Source organism: Blautia sp. CAG:237, from assembly GCF_000436615.1.
In the GTDB taxonomy this organism is placed as follows: Bacteria; Bacillota; Clostridia; order Lachnospirales; family Lachnospiraceae; genus Blautia_A; species Blautia_A intestinihominis.
In genome coordinates, this window is the sequence record NZ_FR886748.1 from 1 (window position 1) to 20,652 (window position 20,652).

The following is a 20,652-nucleotide window of genomic DNA, read 5'->3' on the forward strand; positions in this document are numbered from 1 at the left end:
GACTTCAGTCATGTGAGGATAGAGTTTTTAATTCACTTATGATTGCAATAATAACTCCTGTCGGTTATTGGCAGGAGAGCGTTACATTCTTTATATAGAACATTTACATAAAACAGTAGAATTAGTGTTGGATATAATTAAAGAGATGAGTCCGGGGACGGATGTTGAAATGTATCAGCAGCTAAAAGAGTTGATTTGTGTTGATGTATTAAAAGCAATCCAGCTTTTGGGATTCAATTATAAAGAAGCAATAGGAGAGCCTTTAACACAAATATGTGCCAATGCAATATTAAGCAAAAGTAGAAAGACCGGTCAAAGTAAAAGAAAGTAGGTGTAAGGATTTTGGAGGCAGAAGTTTCTGTTTCCATTGGTATTTGGGAATGCGATAGTTAAACGAGGGTAGTGACCAGTATGAGAAAACTTATTGCAGAGGGGAACAGTTATGGATTTGATTAATGAAAATAAAAATTTAATTCATTGTCTGGAAGAATTAAGAGATGAATTAAAAATAGAAGAACTAGAAAAAGCGATTAGAAATCAAGAATTTAATGATACTTCCTATGAAGAGTTAATATACAAGAAAAATCATGAGTTAGCACGGTTATTTAATCGCATATATGCGGTTAATCAAAAAATTATTGATGCATATGAACCGGTAAAAAATAGAGTAGCATGTGTGAGCAATATGGGAAATTTACCCTGCGGCATTATTTATATGGATCTTCCTTTAAATAGACAAAATTATTTAGTACAAAAGTTTTATCAGGAATTATTTAATAAATATGTAAATAATCCTGGCAAATATATATTATTGGGATTAGTACCCGCTTCTAATGGAAGGGTGCTAAAAATAGAAAGGCTGGATGACAATGAGAGAAAATATGCGCAAATTTTGGATGAATATTTAAGAATATGTTTCATGGATGAACAGATAGAAGAGTTGATTAATTGCATAAAAATGATTCAATTTAATTATATTTCAAAGGATGAATAATTCGATATAACGAATAAAAATGCAAGAAAAATAAATTTTTTTAAATTCCCGCGTGATTTTTCGCGATTTCCCTCGTATTTATTATAGAGGCTTTTTTATGCTTCTTAATGATACAGGAGAGGAAGGGAAATCAATTGAGCGAAAAGAAGATTCCACAAAAACACACAGAAAAAAGACCGGGAAGATACAATCCGGAGGAAAAGAGCAAGGAACTGATCCAGAATGTTGATAAGATCTGTAAGATGAGAGGAATTTCAAGGTATACTCTGGCGAAAGGGGCAGATATATCAACTTCAACAATTCATTCACTTCTGGCGGGCAAGACAAAGCCATATATGTATACGGTGTACAAACTGTGCAATGCACTGGATATTCCTATTTCAGATTTACTGATAGAACCATGTGATGAAACCATAGAAAATATAAGCAAAGAAGAACAGGAATTGCTGATGCTCTACAGAAAATGTACACCATCCAAGCGGCATTTGCTGAAAGTTTACCTACAGATGTTAACTCAGTTTCAGGAGAAGTTCTGACAGGAAAATCTTCAACAGCACATGCATAAAATGCAATCAAAACGGTTAATAATGTAAAAATGATTGAATTATCGCCTGTTGTATGTTATCATAGAGCAAAAATTGAATTTATCAATGCAAAAGTGAAATGAAAAAGAGGAGATATATTTATGTGTGGAATTGTAGGGTTTACAGGTAATCATCAGGCGGCGCCGATTCTGTTAGATGGTCTTTCTAAACTGGAATATCGTGGTTATGATTCAGCAGGAATTGCTGTGCGTGATGGTGAAGGTGAGACCACAGTTATTAAGGCAAAGGGACGTCTGAGGGGACTTGCTGAGAAGACAAATGGCGGTGAGTCTGTTCCGGGTACCTGCGGTATTGGTCATACACGTTGGGCAACTCATGGAGAACCTTCTGAGAACAATGCACATCCGCATGTCAGCGATGATGGAAATATCGTTGCCGTACATAACGGAATCATTGAGAATTACCAGGAACTGAAGGATAAACTGACACGTAAAGGATATACATTCTATTCAGAGACAGATACAGAAGTAGCCGTGAAACTGATTGACTACTACTATAAGAAATATGAGGGAACTCCGGTAGATGCAATCAATCATTCTATGGTCCGTATCCGTGGATCTTATGCACTTGCTATCATGTTCCGTGATTATCCGGAAGAAATTTATGTCGCAAGAAAGGACAGCCCGATGATCCTTGGTGTGGAGGATGGAGAAGCTTATATTGCTTCTGATGTTCCGGCTATCCTGAAATATACCAGAAATGTTTATTATATCGGCAATATGGAGATGGCCCGTGTACGTAAGGGTGAGATTACTTTCTACAACCTTGATGGGGAAGAAATCGAGAAGAAGATGAAAGTGATCGACTGGGATGCAGAAGCAGCAGAAAAAGCTGGATTCGAGCATTTCATGATGAAAGAGATCCATGAGCAGCCAAAAGTTGTACAGGATACACTGAACTCTGTTCTGAAGGATGGCAGGATCGATCTGGCAGAAGTCGGTCTGGCAGAGGATGAGATCAAAGATATTTCCCAGATTTATATCGTTGCCTGTGGCTCTGCGTATCATGTAGGAATGGCTGCACAGTATGTGATCGAAGATATGGCAAGAATTCCGGTTCGTGTGGAACTTGCGTCTGAATTCCGTTATCGTAATCCGATTCTGGATCCTCATGCACTGGCGATCGTGATCAGCCAGTCCGGAGAGACCGCAGACAGCCTTGCAGCACTGAGACTGTGTAAGGATCATGGAATCAGAACGCTTGCGATCGTAAATGTTGTGGGATCTTCTATTGCCCGTGAAGCAGATAATGTATTCTATACACTTGCGGGACCGGAAATTTCTGTTGCGACAACCAAAGCTTACAGTACACAGATGATGGCATCTTATGTACTGGCAATCCAGTTCGCGCTGGTAAGAGAGCAGATCACAGAGGAGCAGTACACAGGATACATCAAAGAACTTCAGACTCTTCCGGAGAAAATCCAGAGAATCATTGATGACAAGGAGCGCATTCAGTGGTTTGCGTCCAAGCAGGCAAACGCACATGATACTTTCTTCGTAGGTCGTGGAATCGACTATGCAATCAGCATGGAAGGCAGCCTCAAGATGAAAGAAGTAAGCTACATCCATTCAGAGGCATATGCTGCAGGTGAGCTGAAACACGGAACGATTTCTCTGATCGAGGATGGAACACTGGTGATCGGTGTCCTCACTCAGCCGGATCTTTATGAAAAAACAGTCAGCAATATGGTAGAATGCAAGAGCCGTGGAGCATATCTGATGGGAATGACTACTTTTGGAAACTATAACATCGAAGATACTGCAGATTTCACTGTTTATATTCCAAAGACAGATCCATACTTTGCAACTTCTCTTGCTGTGATCCCGTTACAGCTTCTGGGATACTATGTAAGTGTTGCAAAGGGTCTTGATGTAGATAAGCCGAGAAACCTTGCCAAGAGTGTTACAGTAGAATAATAGTAAAAAGAAAAACAGAGGGTACAATAGTCACAAATGGCTGTTATACCCTCGATTTTTTATATTCATGACCCGGAATGCTTCTCCATCCACCGTCTGATATAATCCATCTGTTCCTGATCGGAAATTTTCTGGGATGCGGGATCGTTCCCGGCGGCGAGGCAGCAGAAGAGTACGAGCGCCTGCAGCAGAAAAAAGAGTACAAGAAAGAGTATCAGCATAAAAAAGCCTCCTTTTATTTCCTATGGCTTTCAGTATTGGCATTTTTTCGAAAGTTATACATGGAATTGGGAGAAATGCTTTATTGCGAAGCAATCCACAGATATCCGGAATACACTAAAATAAGTCCATTTATAAGGAGTATATTCATGAAGCAGTCAGCTTATACCGGAAAAGGGGTTGGTGTGGCACTTTTTGATACGGGAATTTATCCTCATATGGATTTTGGTGATCGTATTTATGCTTTTGCAGATTTTATATCATACAGGAAATTACCTTACGATGATAATGGTCATGGAACGTGTGTGGCGGGGATCTTAGGAGGCAGCGGAGCGGCTTCTATGGGAAAGTACAAAGGGATGGCACCGGGATGTTCGCTGATCGGGCTTAAGGTGCTGGATCGTTTTGGAAACGGCAATAAGGAGGATATCCTGGCGGCGTTTCAGTGGCTTATGAACCATCGGGAGGAGTACAGGATCCGAGTGGTGAATATTTCTGTCGGCACGACATATCGTACCAGGAATGACAAGGATGTTCTGGTGCGCGGCGTGGAACAGCTCTGGGATCAGGGACTGGTGGTCGTTGCGGCAGCGGGAAACCAGGGACCGGAGCCGGGCAGTATCACTGCTCCGGGGTGCAGCAAAAAGGTGATCACGGTGGGTTCCAGCGATATGCTTATGGGAAAAGAGGGAATCTCCGGGCGAGGGCCGACGTTTGAGTGTGTCTGTAAACCGGATCTGGTGGCACCGGGACGCCGGATCATGTCGTGTGCGGCCGGGGCAGGAAATACGTATGGAATGAAAAGCGGTACGTCGATGTCCACGCCAATGATCTCCGGGGCGGCGGCACTTGCACTGGAAAAAGATCCCATGCTCACCAACGTAGATATCAAGATGATGCTCCGCGACAGCGCAGACGACCTCGGTCTTCCGAAAAATCAGCAGGGATGGGGAAAATTTAACTGTAAAAAGTTCCTTTCGCTGTGATTTTCAGGAAAATTCGCAGAATTTACTTTGGTAAAGCCTGAAAGTATTGACGGGAATGATTTTTTTCGTTACAATGGAACAAATCGTTGCTGTAAATAGCGACAGCAAACCAGTGATATGCAGAGAGGAGAACATTATGACAAAAATTCAGATGACAACGCCGTTAGTCGAAATGGACGGAGATGAGATGACCAGAATTCTCTGGAAGATGATCAAGGACGAATTATTACTTCCGTATATTGATCTGAATACAGAATACTATGACCTTGGTCTTGCACACCGCAATGATACCGATGACCAGGTAACCATCGATGCAGCAGAAGCAACCAAAAAATATGGTGTTGCAGTTAAATGTGCGACCATCACTCCAAACCACGCACGTATGGAAGAATACGACCTCAAGAAAATGTACAAGAGCCCGAACGGAACAATCCGTGCGATTCTGGACGGAACTGTATTCCGTGCCCCGATCGTAGTAAAGGGAATCGAGCCATGCGTACGCAACTGGAAGAAACCGATCACTCTTGCACGTCACGCATATGGGGACATTTACAAGAACACAGAGATGTACGTTGACAAACCGGGTAAAGTAGAGCTTGTCTATACTTCCGAGGATGGAGAAGAGAAACGTGCTCTGGTACAGGAATTCAAGGCTCCGGGAGTTGCCATGGGTATGCACAACATGGAAGCTTCTATTGAGAGTTTTGCAAGAAGCTGCTTCAACTATGCACTGGATACCAAGCAGGATGTATGGTTTGGCGCGAAGGATACCATTTCCAAGACTTACGATGCCAAATTTAAACAGGTCTTCCAGACAGTATTTGACAATGAGTTCAAGGAGAAATTCGAGGAAGCAGGTCTTACTTACTTCTACAGCCTGATCGATGATATCGTAGCCCGTGTCATGAAAGCAGAGGGTGGATTTATCTGGGCATGCAAGAACTACGATGGAGATGTTATGAGTGATATGGTATCTTCTGCATTTGGTTCTCTTGCGATGATGACATCTGTTCTTGTTTCTCCGAACGGATACTATGAGTATGAAGCTGCTCACGGAACGGTACAGAGACATTATTATCGTCATCTGGAGGGCGGCGAGACTTCCACAAACTCCGTTGCAACCATCTTTGCATGGACAGGAGCACTACGCAAACGTGGGGAACTCGATGGAAATCAGAAACTTGCACAGTTCGCAGACAAACTGGAAGAAGCAACTCTTTCCACCATCGAATCCGGAAAGATGACCAAAGACCTGGCACTGATCACCAGCATTGAGAATCCGACCGTACTGAACAGCGAGCAGTTTATCCTTGCGATCAGAGAGACTCTGGATACATTACTTTAATTTAAAAATACATCAAAAGATAAAAATGGGAAACCCAAGGCATTACGCCAGGGTTTCCCATTTTTCGTAGAGTTCTTCAAGTTCTTGTTGGATTTTGTCTTTTTCGCGGCTGAGTTCTGCACAGCGTCCGACGTTGGTGCAGACATCCGGGAGAACCAGTGTTTCATCGATTTCTTTATCGCGGGTTTCGAGTTCTTCGATCCGCGCTTCTGTTTTCTTAAGTTCTGCTTCCTGCTTACGCTTACGTGCCTGTTCTTCTTTCTGCTGCTGCCAGGTGAGCTTTCCTTCAGATGCTGTGGCTGGTGCGGTTTCCTGCACAGTTACAGTTTCCTGCTGCACCGGAGCGTATTTCTCAGTGAGTTCTTCTTTTTTCTCAAGGTAGTAATCGTAATCACCGATATAGTTGACAACGGCCTGATTGGTCAGTTCCAGGATCCTGGTCGCGGTCTGGTTGATGAAATATCGGTCATGAGAAACATAAAAGACCGTACCGGTGTAACTGTTCAGCGCTTCTTCGAGGATTTCTTTGGAAGCGATATCAAGGTGGTTGGTCGGCTCATCGAGGATCAGGAAGTTTGCCTCGGAGAGCATCAGCTTCGCGAGGGAAACACGGCCGCGCTCACCACCGGAGAGAGAGGAGATCACTTTGAAAACATCATCACCGGTAAAGAGGAAGGCGGCGAGCATGTTTCGAATCTCTGTCTCGGTAAGTGTCGGGTAAGTATCGGAAATTTCCTCAAAGATCGTCTTCTCCGCGTGGAGTACATGGTGTTCCTGGTCATAATATCCGATCTGAACCTTGGAGCCCAGGGAAAAAGTTCCTGAGTCTGCCGGGATAAGATCGTTGAGGATCTTGAGCATGGTCGTCTTGCCGGTACCGTTGTTTCCAATCAGGGCAACGCGCTCACCACGTTTGATCTGGAAAGAGATATCGGTAAAAAGTGTCTGCTCCGGAAAGCTCTTGGAAAGTTCTTCTACCGTGAGAACATCGTTTCCACTGACAACTCTCGGTTCCAGAGAAAGCCGCATCTGGCTCTGGACCTCGGTCGGTTTCTCGATCCGCTGGATCTTACCGAGCATTTTTTCACGGCTTTCTGCGCGGCGGATGGATTTCTCACGGTTGAAGGATTTCAGCTTGACGATGACGGCTTCCTGGTGCTTGATGTCTCTCTGCTGGTTAAGGTAAGCCTTGTACTGTGCGTCACGAAGCTGTGCTTTCTTTTCGGCGTAAGCGGAGTAATTGCCACTGTACATGCGGACCTGGGCGGCATCGATCTCAATGACCTTCGTTACAACTTTATCAAGGAAATAACGGTCATGGGAGACGATAAATACAGCACCCGGATAATTCAGAAGATAAGTTTCCAGCCAGGAAATACTCTCCATGTCGAGGTGGTTGGTCGGCTCATCGAGGAGAAGAATGTCCGGCTTGGAGATCAGGAGTTTACCAAGAGCGACACGGGTCTTCTGTCCACCGGAGAGAGTTTCGACCTGTTTGGCAAAATCTTCGTCCGTAAAGCCAAGACCCTTGAGGACACCCATCAGCTCGCTCTTGTAGGCATAGCCGTTTTCCAGCTCAAATTCGTGGGTCAGGCGGGTGTAGGTGTTCATCAGACGGTCAAGTTCCTCGCCGGAAGCGTTTTTCATCTGGACTTCGATCGCACGCATGCGGTCTTCCATGTCGATGATGTACTGCTTGGTTGTGAGCAGTTCCTCATAGACGGTGCGGTGTCCGCTGACATCCTGATACTGTGCGAGATAACCGATCTTCTTGTCCTTCATCAGAACGACCTGACCGGAATCCGCAGAAATTTCATTCATTATAATACGGAGAAGGGTTGTCTTACCTGCTCCGTTGTTGCCGATGAGAGCGGCTTTTTCACGCTCTTCTATATGAAATGAGGCATCGTTCAAAATGACTTTTTCGCCAAAAGATTTGCTGATGCCCTGACACGATAAAATCATAAATATTCCTCCAAAGTCAATATACGCTATGATTATAAGGTTAAATGATGGCTTTGTAAAGGAAATTTCCTCAAAAATTGTATAGATTTGACAACATTGATTGACAATAAAATAACATTTCGGTATAATTAACAGGAAAGTATAAGGAGGGGACAACGGTGGAAGCAAAACAGATATCAAAAGCTGTAATTAAGAGACTGCCCCGGTATTATCGCTATCTTGGCGAGTTACTGGAAGACAATGTTGAACGTATATCTTCCAATGATCTTAGTAAGAAAATGCGTGTCACAGCATCGCAGATCCGCCAGGATTTGAATAATTTTGGAGGATTTGGGCAGCAGGGATACGGTTATAATGTGAAATATCTCTATACAGAAATCGGTAAGATCCTTGGACTGGATGAGGTACATCCGATGATCATCATCGGTGCCGGTAATCTTGGACAGGCACTTGCCAATTACGTTGACTTTGAAAAACGTGGCTTTAAGCTGGAAGGGATTTTTGATGTCAATCCGGTACTGGAGGGCATCGCGGTCCGTGGAATTGAGATCCAGATGATCAGTAATCTCCCATTCTTCCTCAGAGAGAAGAATATTGAGATTGCGATTCTCACACTGCCGAAGAACAAGGCGAAGGATATGGCAGATATCCTGATCGAGAATGGTATCAAGGCAATCTGGAATTTTGCACATATCGATCTGGAGACTCCGGAGGATGTCATTGTAGAGAACGTACATCTTTCTGAGAGTCTGATGACGTTATCTTACAATCTCAGTCAATATCGTCAGGAACACGTGGAAGAGCAGCAATCATAACATGAGGACAGCAAGAGGCTGTTACCCGGCTCCTTAATGAAGGCGGCTGCGTAACAGCTTTTTGCTTTGTATCGTATATCGAGGAGATATCAGATGAAACGAATTGTAGGCGGATCGGAAATGAAAGCACTGGATGGCTGCACCATTACCGGAATGGGAGTTCCGTCCTGTGTGCTGATGGAACGGGCGGCACTGGCTGTTGTGGATGCAATGGAAGGACATTTTGCGGAAATGTCACAGAAACAGCGGATCTTGTGCGTCTGCGGAGGCGGGAACAACGGCGGAGACGGAGTCGCGATCGCCAGGATCCTGCATCTGCATGGATATAACGCGGAAATCTATATGCTCGGAAATCCGGATCACCGCACAAAGGAAACACGCCGCCAGCTTAAGATCGCAGAGAATTATCAGGTTCCTCTGGTGAATAACCTGGCAGCAGGAGAATATACTACTATAGTAGATGCCATCTTCGGCGTTGGGCTTGACCGCTCGATCGAAGGAAAATACAGAGAAGTCATTCAGGCTTTGAACGAGGTTTCTGCATGGAAAGTGGCGGTAGATCTGCCGTCCGGGGTATGCAGCAACACGGGCAGAGAGCTTGGAATCGCATTTCGTGCGGATCTGACGGTGACGTTTGCATTCCGTAAAACAGGCTTGTGTTTTTATCCAGGCAAAAATTTTGCGGGAAAAATTGTTGTAGCAGATGTCGGCATCTACGAGAATCCGGATCTTCCGACACAGAAAGCGGCACTTGAGAAAAAAGATCTCCAGAAGCTTCCTCTGCGCGCCGCGAATGGGAACAAGGGTACGTTTGGCAAGGTTCTTGTCGTTGCCGGAAGCAAAGGAATGTGCGGGGCAGCGTATCTCTGTGCAGAGGGCGCCTTCGCTGCCGGAGCCGGGATGGTCAAGATCCTGACGGATGAGGAGAATCGCATTCCACTGCAGACGCTTCTTCCGGAGGCGATGTTTGCAGATGATGCTGGCGGCAACGAAGCATGGGTTAATGCAATGCACTGGTGCGACATTGTGGTGATCGGACCAGGACTTGGACAGTCTGAGAAAAGTGCACGGAAAACAGAATTTTATCTTGCCCATGCGCAGAGAATGGGGAAACCTGTGATCATGGATGCGGATGGACTGAACCTGCTCTCGAAACATCCGGAGTGGAAGAAATATCTTCAGCACAGCCAGGTGATCTGTACGCCGCATCTTGGCGAGACGAGTCGGCTGAGTGAAAATTTTATGACTTCTAAAAATAGCGGATTGTTTTCAGAAGCAGCGGATCGGGCACTCTCCATACCGGAAATTCAGCAAAATCTCATTTGGACAGCATCGAATTTTGCAAGGGAAAATGGCGTGGTCTGTGTGCTCAAAGATGCAGTGACTGTTGTTGCAGATCCGAAGAGGGATTTTTGCTGGATCAATCAAAGCGGGAATCCAGGAATGGCGACTGCGGGAAGCGGGGATGTCCTGTCGGGGATCCTGGCAGGGGTTCTGTGTGCATTCCGTTCAGATCCGGAGAATACGGTGGATCTGGCAAAGCAGGCGGCTTTTGGCGTATTCCTTCACGGGCTGGCAGGAGATAAGGCTGTCGAGGAAAAAGGCACTTACGGAATGAAAGCCGGAGACATTGCGCGGGCAGCGGCGAAAGTTCTTAAAGACAGAGAAACTATGCAGGAACTCTGATAAGTTTCAAAAATCCAGATAAAAATAATTGCATTACGCAGTAAGGAGATAAAGATCATGAAAAAATTCGAAAGAGTAAAGGCCGTCGTATCCCTGGATGCGATCGCACATAACTTTGCAGAGATGAAGAAAAACATTGCCAAGGGTACCAAGATCGTTGCTGTCATCAAGGCAGACGGATATGGACATGGCGCAGAGGCGATCGCACGTCTGATCGAAGACTATGACTATATCTGGGGATTTGCAGTTGCGACACCGGAGGAAGCATTGCAGCTTCGTACCTTTGGTGTGAAAAAACCGATTCTGATCCTTGGAATCGTTTTTGAAGAATATTTCACACAAATGATCGCAAAGGAGATCCGTTTAACTGTCTGCACCTATGAGATGGCACAGAAACTTTCAGAAGAAGCGCAGCGTCAGGGAAGAGATGTACATATCCATATCGGTCTTGATACCGGTATGAGCCGTATTGGATTTGCAGACAGACAGGAAAGTGTCGAAGAGATCAAAAAGATCTCCCAGCTTCCAAATCTGAAGATCGAGGGAATGTTCACTCATTTTGCAAGAGCAGACGAGACAGACAGAAGCCCGGCGATCGACCAGCTTAACCGTTATCTGAATTTTGCAAAACTTCTGGAGGATGCAGGCATTCAGATTCCGATGAAGCACTGCTCTAACAGCGCAGGGATCATCCGTGTGCCGGAGGCAAACTTAAATGCAGTCCGTGCGGGTATTACGATCTATGGAATCTATCCTTCCAATGAAGTGGAGAGAGATATCGTGAAACTGATCCCGGCAATGGAACTCAAGAGCCATATTTCTTACATCAAAACCGTGGAACCAGGAGCGGCGTTCAGCTATGGCGGAACGTTTACTGCCAAGAAAGAAATGAAAGTCGCAACGATCCCGGTGGGATACGCAGACGGCTATCCGCGTTCTCTTTCCAATAAGGGATGGGTTCTGATCCACGGCAAAAAGGCACCGATCCTTGGAAGAGTCTGCATGGATCAGTTCATGGTAGATATCACAAAGATCCCGGACGCAAAGGCCGGAGATGAAGTGACTCTGATCGGAAAAGACGGCAAGGAGTTCATAAGCATTGAGAAGTTTGGTGATCTTTCCGGACGTTTTTCCTATGAATTTGCCTGTGATATCAGTAAACGAGTGCCGAGAGTCTACATCAAAGACGGCAAAGAATGGGGAGAGCTGACCTTCTTTAACTAGAAAACAGCGTAAAATACCACACATGTATACACGAGAAAAAAATGGAAATACTAATTTCTGAGAAAAAGAATGGAGCTGTCATAAACAGACAGTAACAGAAGAATCGGAGTGTGAATTGTGTGGTAATTAAAAGAGGGGATATCTTTTATGCAGATCTGCGGCCTGTGGTCGGAAGCGAGCAGGGCGGGATCCGTCCGGTGCTGATCATTCAGAATGATGTCGGCAACCGGCACAGCCCGACTGTGATCTGTGCAGCAATTACATCAAAGATGAACAAGGCGAAGCTGCCGACACATATAGAGATCGATGCGTCTGCGTATGGCATTGAGAGGGATTCGGTGATCCTTCTGGAACAACTGCGGACGATCGACAAGCGGAGACTCAAGGATAAAGTCTGTCATCTTGACCAGGCGATGCTTGATAAGGTGAACCATGCGCTGGAAATCAGCCTGGAGCTTACTTTTTGAGCAGTTATTCTTGACGAATCCGAAGGAAAGTGCTATATTTTATCAGTAATTATGCAGGTTTACCGGCTTTTTAGCAGGGTTTACAAAAAGATAAGAAACAAAAGGAGAACGAGAGAAATGTCAGGACATTCAAAATTTGCGAACATCAAGCATAAAAAAGAAAAAAATGATGCAAAAAAAGGTAAGATCTTTACCGTGATCGGTCGTGAAATCGTTATGGCAGTCAAAGCTGGCGGTTCGGATCCGAACAACAACAGCAAACTTCGTGATGTTATCGCGAAAGCAAAAGCAAACAACATGCCGAACGATACGATCGACCGTGGTATCAAGAAGGCAGCAGGTGCTGATTCTGCTGACAACTACGAGCATGCTACTTATGAAGGTTATGGTCCGAACGGTGTTGCGATCATCGTTGAGACTCTGACTGACAACAAGAACCGTACAGCAAGTAACGTAAGAAACGCTTTCACCAAGGGATATGGAAGCATCGGAACACAGGGATGTGTATCCTTCATGTTCGACCAGAAAGGTCAGATCATCATCGACAAAGAAGAGTGCGAGATGGATGCTGACGATCTGATGATGACTGCACTGGATGCAGGCGCAGAGGATTTCAGCGAAGAAGAAGACAGCTACGAAGTACTTACCGCTCCGGATGATTTCAGCGCAGTAAGAGAAGCACTGGAGCAGGCTGGCGTACCGATGCTTGAGGCACAGGTTGCCATGGTTCCACAGACATACGTAGAGCTTACAGACGAGAAGGATATCAAGAACCTTCAGAAGACTCTGGACCTCCTCGATGAAGATGATGACGTCACAGATGTCTGGACAAACTGGGACGAATGATCTCGTACAACGTATAAAAATCCATATGTTTACACAGAATACCTCCATGAACAATCACATGGAGGTATTTTTATGTCCGAAAAAAATGACGAAAAACAGAAAGAGCTTGACCGGAGAGAGCAGGAGAATAAAGAGATCAAAGAGACCGGAGAGGTGACGCTGGATCAGAACAGGAGAAATCATAAGATTGAACTTCTGACGATCATCGGTGAGGTGGAAGGGCACGATGCGGCTCCTTCGCAGAGCAAGACGACCAAGTATGAACATGTGCTGCCAAAACTTGCGATGATCGAGGATGATGAGGAGATCGAGGGCCTTCTGATCCTTCTGAACACGGTCGGCGGTGATGTGGAGGCAGGACTTGCGATCGCGGAGATGATCGCGTCTTTAAGTGTTCCTACCGTTTCTCTTGTACTCGGAGGCGGGCATTCCATCGGAGTTCCGATGGCTGTATCTGCGGATTATTCTTTTGTCGTGCCGAGTGCGACGATGGTCATCCATCCGGTCCGTTCCAGCGGCATGTTCATCGGCGTTGCCCAGACGTACCGCAATATGGAAAAGATCCAGGACCGTATCACCAGTTTTATTGCTTCACATTCCAGAGCGTCACAGCGACGTCTCGAAGAATTGATGCTGGATACCAGTCAGCTTGTAAAAGATGTCGGAACGCTTCTGGAAGGGGAGGAAACTGTAAGGGAGGGCCTGATCGATGAAGTTGGCGGAATCCGTGAAGCACTTGGAAAATTGCATCAGATGATAGAAGAAAAAAGAGGCTTAAAAGGGCTTTTTTTGTAAAAATACTATGAAAAAGCATGCATATTTAGTATGGTTTTGAATATTCCCCTTGTAATAGAAGCAATTTTAGCGTATTATTAATAGAGGATTGAATGAATATACGCTAGGAGGGGAACAATGTATAAGATTTTAAAAGCCGAAACACTGGCAGCCAAGATCCATCTCATGGTCGTACATGCACCGCGTGTAGCAAGCCATTGTCAGCCAGGACAGTTCATTATTGTTAAGATGGACGAGAAGGGTGAGAGAATTCCACTTACCATCTGCGATTACGATCGTGAAGAAGGAACTATTACCATCGTGTTCCAGGAAGTCGGAGCATCCACAATCAAGATGTCCGAATTAAAAGCAGGAGATTCTTTCCGTGACTTCGTAGGACCTCTGGGATGTCCTTCTGAGTTCGTTCATGAAGACATCGAAGAACTCAAGAAGAAAAAAATGGTATTCGTTGCCGGAGGTGTTGGTACAGCACCTGTTTACCCACAGGTAAAATGGCTCCATGAGCACGGAATCACCGCAGATGTGATCCTTGGCTCCAAGACTAAGGACATGGTGATCCTTGAGAAAGAACTTGCGGCTGTTTCCAACCTTTATGTTACAACAGACGACGGATCTTACGGCCGTTCCGGTATGGTAACCAAGACTCTCGAAGACCTTGTTACAAATGAAGGTAAGAGCTATGATGTCTGTGTTGCGATTGGACCGATGATCATGATGAAATTCGTCTGTCTCCTTACCAAGAAGCTTGGTATCCATACCATTGTCAGCATGAACCCGATCATGGTTGACGGAACAGGTATGTGCGGTGCCTGCCGTCTTCAGGTTGGCGATGAGATCAAATTTGCCTGCGTAGACGGACCGGAATTCGACGGACATCTCGTTGATTTCGATCAGGCTATGAAGAGAAGCCAGATGTACAAGACCGAAGAGGGACGTGCATTACTGAAGCTTCAGGAAGGCGATACCCATCACGGCGGATGCGGACAGTGCGGAGGTGACAAGTAATGGCAGATGCAAAAATGTTAAATAAAGTTCCTGTAAGAGAGCAGGATCCGAAGGTACGTGCAACAAACTTTGAAGAAGTTTGTCTTGGATACAATCAGGAAGAAGCAGTAGAAGAAGCACAGAGATGTTTAGGCTGCAAGAAACCGAAATGTGTAGAGGGATGTCCGGTATCCATCAACATTCCAGGATTCATCGAGCAGATCAAAGAAGGCAACATCGAAGAAGCATACAAGGTGATCGGATTATCTTCCGCTCTTCCGGCTATCTGCGGTCGTGTATGTCCACAGGAATCCCAGTGTGAGGGACAGTGTATCCGCGGTAAGAAGGGCGAGGCTGTTTCCATCGGTAAACTGGAGAGATTCGTTGCTGACTACGCTCTGGAGCATGACATCAAACCAGCTGGAGCAGAAGTTAAGAATGGACACAAAGTTGCAGTTATCGGTTCCGGTCCGTCCGGACTTACCTGTGCAGGAGATCTTGCAAAAGCAGGTTATGATGTAACTGTATTCGAGGCTCTTCATGAGCTCGGCGGCGTTCTTGTTTATGGTATCCCGGAATTCCGTCTTCCAAAACAGAAAGTCGTTAAGAAAGAAATCGAAAAAGTCAAAGAACTTGGCGTTAAATTCGAAACAAACGTTGTCATCGGTAAATCCACAACTATCGACCAGCTGATCGAGGACGAAGGATTTGAAGCTGTATTCATCGGCTCCGGTGCAGGTCTTCCGATGTTCATGGGAATCCCGGGAGAGAACGCAAGCGGCGTATTCTCCGCAAACGAATACCTGACAAGAAGCAACCTGATGAAAGCATTCGATGATTCTTATGATACACCGATCGCAGCAGGCAAGAAAGTTGCCGTTGTCGGCGGTGGTAACGTAGCAATGGATGCTGCAAGAACAGCTCTGCGACTTGGTGCAGAAGTACATATCGTATACAGAAGAAGTGAAGCAGAGCTTCCTGCACGAGCAGAGGAAGTTCATCACGCTAAGGAAGAGGGAATTATTTTTGATCTTCTTACCAATCCGAAGGAAATCCTTGTTGATGAGAGCGGACATGTAAACGGTATGAAGGTTGTCAAGATGGAACTCGGCGAGCCGGATGCTTCCGGAAGACGTCGTCCTGTAGAAATCCCAGGATCTGAGTATGACATGGATGTAGATACTGTTATCATGTCACTTGGTACTTCCCCGAACCCGCTGATCTCTTCTACAACCAAGGGACTTGAGATCAACAAGAGAAGATGTATCGTTGCTGAGGAAGAAACCGGTAAGACATCCAAAGACGGCGTATATGCCGGCGGTGATGCCGTTACAGGTGCAGCTACTGTTATCCTTGCCATGGGAGCAGGTAAAGCTGGAGCCAGAGGTATCGATGAATATCTCAAAAATAAATAATATTTAAATGCAGGAAATCCCGGTCAACTCCATGTTGAGCTGATCGGGATTTTTTTGTTTTACAAACAAATGTTTGGAAACTTGTAAGTTAAAAAAAAATATGTTATACTGACCAGTGTTGATGTGTCGCAACAGTAACAATAAGACACAGACTGTATGAAAAGAAAAGGAAAAGAGTATGACAGTTTTATATGTTATTTTATTAGCTATTGTACAGGGAATTACAGAGTTTCTTCCTGTAAGCAGTTTCGGACATCTCAGTATTCTTGAGAATTTTTTTGGAATGGATCATAATGCTGGTGTTTTGCTGGAAGCCATGCTGCATGTGGGTACTCTCGGTGCTGTGTTTATGACTTTTCAGAAGGATATCAGGCACATTCTTTACGAGATTCTGGACATGACCATGGATATCGTAGGAAATTTTCATTTGTATTTCTACAACAAAAGAACCGGCAAGCAGCTTCATTATGCCAGAATCATCAGCAATACATATCGTAAGTTTGTCGTGCTGCTTTTTGTTTCCATGATCCCGACGATGTTTCTGGGATATACGTCAAGGAGACTGGTTGTGCTGGTCGCAGATTCCACTCTGGTTTCAAGTGCAGGACTTCTGATCACAGGAATTGTCCTGCTTGTGATCGACCTCAGCCGGGCAGGCGGTACGAAGGCTGCCAAGGATGCAAGTCTTTCTAATGCAATGTGGATTGGAATCAGCCAGGGACTTTCTGTCTTTCCGGGACTTTCCAGAAGTGGTCTGACGATCAGTGCAGGACTGATGAGCGGGTTCAGCCGTACTTTTGCAGTGAAATATTCTTATATTTTATCTATTCCGGCAATTCTGGGATCACTGGTTATGGAACTGGGACAGTTTGGTTCGCCTGCTATGACAGTAGGGCTTGGTTTTACTTATGTACTCGGAATGGTTATTTCAGGTATTGTGGCATCTTTTGTGATCCGCTATTGTCTGAAGCTTGTTCAGAAAGGCAGATTTCGTGGATTTGCTATTTATTGTTTTGTGATCGGTTTTGTGACACTGATCATGAATTATGTGGTTACTATTCACAGGTAGTATTCCGCGAGGCGTTTTGCCATGAATATGGCAAAATCCCGAGACATACAGGGCAAAATGCCATCACCGAAGGTGATTTGGAATGCATTTTGACCAAGTTACTGTGAACGGAGTGAACAGTAACATTATATGCTTTAGGCAGCCGGGGCTTCAGACTTCGTGAAGCTATAGCTGTGAGTTGAAATAGTAGGAGGGTGCCCGAAATGGCAGCAAAGAAACAAAGTAACAGAAGAGGAACCACCAAGGCCACTTCCAGGAGAAAAACCGCCGGAAAGAAAGCAGCTGCAAAGAAAACGACTACAAAGAAGCAGGGAGTTACCAGTGGATTCCAGACAGAGATTATTCTCTGGATTTTCTTTGCGGCTTCAGTGATTCTGATCATCAGCAATCTTGGGATGGGAGGAACTGTTGGAGGCAGTATCAGTAAGGCATCTTTTGGAATTATGGGGCTTCTGGCATATCTTTTTCCGGTTTTGCTTTTTGGATGTGCAGTATTTCTTATATCCAACAGGAAAAATCTGCTTGCATATAAGAAAGTTCTGGCAGGAATTATATTCTGGATCTTCCTGTGCGGTCTGATCCAGCTTCTGACAGAGGGATATATGGCAGACACTACCTTTTCGGAATATTACAGAATTTCGTCCGAATACCATACGGGAGGCGGTGTGATCGGAGGCGCGATCTGTATTTCAACCACTTCCGCATTTGGTGTGGTTGGCGGATGTGTGATTATTCTGCTTGTATTGTTAATTACGATGATCCTGGTTACGCAGAAATCTTTCTTCGGATTTATCTTTCGCGTCTGGGACGGGATCTGTGAGCTGGCAAGAGGCGGTCACGAGCGTTATATGGAAGGACAGCCGGAAAGAGATCTCAGGAGAGAACTCCGCCAGCAGGAAAGGAAACTACGCAGGGAACAGAGACAGGCAGAGCGTATGAAAGCTCTGAAGGAAGCACTTACAGAAGAAGCAGATGATGAGGACGAGCCTGAACAGAAATCAAGGAAACATGAATTTCTTGAGGGAACCAAACTGACACCGCCTGCGAAGCCGGAACTGACACCGCTTCCGGCAGAGGAGATGCCACTTCCGCAGGAATCTGTCAAGACGGAGGAAAGCAGTCAGGGACAGCTGGAATTCAGGATTCAGAGAGCAGAAGCAGTCAGAGATTCTGAGGATGAGAATTCAGCTCCTGCTTTTCCGGATTTTTCCAGACAGGAAGCACCGATGGAGAAAGAAGAAATTCCTGCTGCATATCAGGATGAACCAGAAGAAGAAATTCCAGAAACCATAATACCGGAGATTCAGAGCGAACCGGTAGAAGAAATGCCAGATGAAGAAGAGGACGCATATCAGGGAGCTGACTGGCAGGAACAGCTTAAGAGAGAGGTTCAGCCGGAACATACGGCAGAGGTGCAGACAGCAGAACAGCCGGCCGCAGAATCTACGACATCTCAGAAAAAGAATCCGAAATCTTCTGAGCAGGAAATCCAGAGTGGTATTACCAATATTCAGAAAGAAATTACTTCCGCACCTTCAGAAATTCCAAAGGAATACCATTATCCACCGCTGAAACTTCTGAAACGTGGAGATGGCAAATCGCAGGGAGACTCTGATGCACATCTTCGCAAGACAGCTAAGAAACTACAGGAAACCCTGCACAACTTTGGCGTGAATGTCACAATCACAAATGTGAGCTGCGGTCCTACCGTAACCCGTTATGAATTACAGCCGGAGATGGGAGTCAAGGTAAGCAAGATCGTCAATCTCGCAGATGATATCAAACTGAATCTTGCGACTCCGGATATCCGTATCGAGGCTCCGATCCCGGGCAAGGCTGCTGTAGGGATCGAGGTCCCTAATAAGGAAAATCATGCGGTCATGCTCCGGGAAATCCTGCAGTCCCAGGAATTTCAGGGGGCGAAATCCAAACTGTCCTTTGCTGTAGGTAAGGATATTGCGGGCAAACCGGTAGTCACAGATATTGCCAAGATGCCGCACCTTCTGATCGCAGGTGCGACCGGTTCCGGTAAATCTGTATGTATCAATACACTGATCATCAGTATTCTGTACAAAGCATCGCCGGAGGAAGTCAAGCTTATCATGATCGACCCGAAGGTAGTTGAGTTAAGTGTCTATAATGGCATCCCGCATCTGTTCATCCCGGTCGTCACAGACCCAAAGAAAGCTGCAGGAGCACTCAACTGGGCAGTGTCCGAGATGATGAGTCGTTATAATACTTTTGCTGAGTATGGCGTTCGAAATCTGGGTGAATATAACCGCAAGATCAGTAACATGGCAGTTCCGGAGGGTGGAACCCCGCAGAAACCGATGCCGCAGATCGTGATCATCGTAGACGAGCTTGCGGACCTTATGATGGTCGCACCGGGAGAGGTAGAGGATGCGATCTGCCGTCTGGCACAGCTTGCACGTGCAGCAGGCATCCATCTGATCATTGCGACGCAGAGACCGTCTGTCAATGTCATCACAGGACTGATCAAGGCGAATATGCCGTCGAGGATTGCATTCTCTGTTTCCTCTGGCGTCGATTCACGAACGATCCTCGATATGAACGGTGCAGAGAAGCTGCTCGGAAAAGGTGATATGCTGTTTTATCCGCAGGGATATCAGAAACCGGCCAGACTGCAGGGGGCTTTTGTCTCCGATGAGGAAGTCAGCAGCATTGTGGAATTCCTTGCGGATAAGAATCCGAAGGTGACATATAATCCGCAGATCGAGCAGCAGGTAAATACGATCAGCCTCTCAGGCGGTTCTTCCGGTGGAAATGATGAGAATGATATCTACTTTGTGGATGCAGGCAAATTCATCATTGAGAAAGAAAGAGCTTCGATCGGTATGTTGCAGAGAATGTTCAAGATCGGCTTTAACAGGGCAGCAAGGATCATGGACCAGCTTTCTGATGCCGGCGTGGTCGGTCCGGAGGAAGGCACGAAGCCACGTAAGGTCCTGATGTCCATGGAAGAATTTGAAACTTATATAGAGGAACATAACGTATAATGGAAATCCGTATTTTAACAGTTGGTAAGATCAAAGAAAAATATCTGAATGACGGCATTGCTGAGTATGCAAAGCGTTTAAGCCGTTACTGCAAACTGACATTCTGCCAGGTTCCGGATGAGAAGACACCGGATAAGGCTTCTGATGCATTGAACGAACAGATCAAGGCGACAGAGGCAGAGCGTCTGATGAAGCACATCCGTGACAATGACTATGTGATCGCGCTTGCGATCGACGGCAAAATGCTGGATTCTGTACAGCTGTCACAGAAGATCGGACAGCTTGGAGTAGAGGGAAAGAG

Annotated in this window: 17 protein-coding genes; 16 read left to right on the forward strand and 1 reads right to left on the reverse strand. The window is 45.6% G+C overall.

Annotated elements, in window-relative coordinates; genetic code table 11:
- The first annotated feature begins 442 nt into the window (after nucleotides 1-442).
- From QZL69_RS09785 to QZL69_RS09805, 5 genes are all read left to right on the forward strand, one after another.
- Nucleotides 443-994: a hypothetical protein gene (locus QZL69_RS09785; RefSeq protein WP_022215029.1), complete on the forward strand. Its 552-nt coding sequence runs from the start codon at nucleotides 443-445 to the stop codon at nucleotides 992-994.
- Between the two features lie 134 nt (nucleotides 995-1,128).
- Nucleotides 1,129-1,530 carry a helix-turn-helix domain-containing protein gene (locus tag QZL69_RS09790; RefSeq protein WP_022215030.1) on the forward strand — a complete coding sequence of 134 codons (402 nt, stop codon included), beginning with the start codon at nucleotides 1,129-1,131 and terminating at the stop codon, nucleotides 1,528-1,530.
- Nucleotides 1,531-1,679: 149 nt separating this feature from the next.
- Entirely contained in the window at nucleotides 1,680-3,518 is a 1,839-nt protein-coding gene (gene glmS / locus QZL69_RS09795; RefSeq protein ID WP_022215031.1) for a glutamine--fructose-6-phosphate transaminase (isomerizing), read from the forward strand.
- A gap of 368 nt (nucleotides 3,519-3,886) precedes the next feature.
- A complete protein-coding gene (locus QZL69_RS09800; protein ID WP_022215033.1) occupies nucleotides 3,887-4,723 on the forward strand; it encodes a S8 family peptidase in 837 nt (278 codons plus the stop codon).
- Between the two features lie 136 nt (nucleotides 4,724-4,859).
- Nucleotides 4,860-6,068: an NADP-dependent isocitrate dehydrogenase gene (locus QZL69_RS09805; protein ID WP_022215034.1), complete on the forward strand. Its 1,209-nt coding sequence runs from the start codon at nucleotides 4,860-4,862 to the stop codon at nucleotides 6,066-6,068.
- Nucleotides 6,069-6,110: 42 nt separating this feature from the next.
- On the opposite strand, the gene abc-f is transcribed toward QZL69_RS09805, so the two are convergent.
- Nucleotides 6,111-8,033 (reverse strand): ribosomal protection-like ABC-F family protein, encoded by a 1,923-nt coding sequence (abc-f, locus tag QZL69_RS09810; RefSeq protein ID WP_022215035.1) that lies wholly within the window; start codon nucleotides 8,031-8,033, stop codon nucleotides 6,111-6,113.
- Nucleotides 8,034-8,191: 158 nt separating this feature from the next.
- On the opposite strand from abc-f, the gene QZL69_RS09815 reads away from it, so the two are divergent.
- From QZL69_RS09815 to QZL69_RS09865, 11 genes are all read left to right on the forward strand, one after another.
- Nucleotides 8,192-8,848 carry a redox-sensing transcriptional repressor Rex gene (locus QZL69_RS09815; protein ID WP_022215036.1) on the forward strand — a complete coding sequence of 219 codons (657 nt, stop codon included), beginning with the start codon at nucleotides 8,192-8,194 and terminating at the stop codon, nucleotides 8,846-8,848.
- Between the two features lie 93 nt (nucleotides 8,849-8,941).
- Nucleotides 8,942-10,534, forward strand: coding sequence for a bifunctional ADP-dependent NAD(P)H-hydrate dehydratase/NAD(P)H-hydrate epimerase (locus QZL69_RS09820; RefSeq protein WP_022215037.1), 1,593 nt, complete (start codon nucleotides 8,942-8,944; stop codon nucleotides 10,532-10,534).
- A gap of 57 nt (nucleotides 10,535-10,591) precedes the next feature.
- On the forward strand, nucleotides 10,592-11,758 hold the full coding sequence (alr, locus tag QZL69_RS09825) for an alanine racemase (protein ID WP_022215038.1): 1,167 nt from the start codon (nucleotides 10,592-10,594) through the stop codon (nucleotides 11,756-11,758).
- 119 nt (nucleotides 11,759-11,877) lie between these two features.
- Nucleotides 11,878-12,225: a type II toxin-antitoxin system PemK/MazF family toxin gene (locus QZL69_RS09830; RefSeq protein ID WP_022215039.1), complete on the forward strand. Its 348-nt coding sequence runs from the start codon at nucleotides 11,878-11,880 to the stop codon at nucleotides 12,223-12,225.
- A gap of 117 nt (nucleotides 12,226-12,342) precedes the next feature.
- On the forward strand, nucleotides 12,343-13,071 hold the full coding sequence (locus tag QZL69_RS09835; protein ID WP_022215040.1) for a YebC/PmpR family DNA-binding transcriptional regulator: 729 nt from the start codon (nucleotides 12,343-12,345) through the stop codon (nucleotides 13,069-13,071).
- Between the two features lie 72 nt (nucleotides 13,072-13,143).
- Complete coding sequence (locus QZL69_RS09840; RefSeq protein ID WP_022215041.1) at nucleotides 13,144-13,866, forward strand: ClpP family protease; 723 nt, start codon at nucleotides 13,144-13,146, stop codon at nucleotides 13,864-13,866.
- Nucleotides 13,867-13,983: 117 nt separating this feature from the next.
- The gene (locus tag QZL69_RS09845) at nucleotides 13,984-14,871 is read left to right on the forward strand and encodes a sulfide/dihydroorotate dehydrogenase-like FAD/NAD-binding protein (RefSeq protein WP_022215042.1); all 888 of its coding nucleotides are present in this window, start codon (nucleotides 13,984-13,986) and stop codon (nucleotides 14,869-14,871) included.
- Nucleotides 14,871-16,265, forward strand: a complete 1,395-nt coding sequence (gene gltA, locus QZL69_RS09850; RefSeq protein ID WP_022215043.1) for an NADPH-dependent glutamate synthase — start codon at nucleotides 14,871-14,873, stop codon at nucleotides 16,263-16,265. Before QZL69_RS09845 ends, gltA begins: the two co-directional genes overlap by 1 nt.
- A gap of 178 nt (nucleotides 16,266-16,443) precedes the next feature.
- On the forward strand, nucleotides 16,444-17,334 hold the full coding sequence (locus QZL69_RS09855; RefSeq protein ID WP_022215044.1) for an undecaprenyl-diphosphate phosphatase: 891 nt from the start codon (nucleotides 16,444-16,446) through the stop codon (nucleotides 17,332-17,334).
- Nucleotides 17,335-17,537: 203 nt separating this feature from the next.
- Nucleotides 17,538-20,351 (forward strand): FtsK/SpoIIIE family DNA translocase, encoded by a 2,814-nt coding sequence (locus QZL69_RS09860; RefSeq protein ID WP_022215045.1) that lies wholly within the window; start codon nucleotides 17,538-17,540, stop codon nucleotides 20,349-20,351.
- Nucleotides 20,351-20,652, forward strand: a 302-nt coding sequence (locus tag QZL69_RS09865) for a 23S rRNA (pseudouridine(1915)-N(3))-methyltransferase RlmH (RefSeq protein ID WP_291519260.1), incomplete at its 3' end; no start/stop codon positions are given. The genes QZL69_RS09860 and QZL69_RS09865, both read left to right, overlap by 1 nt.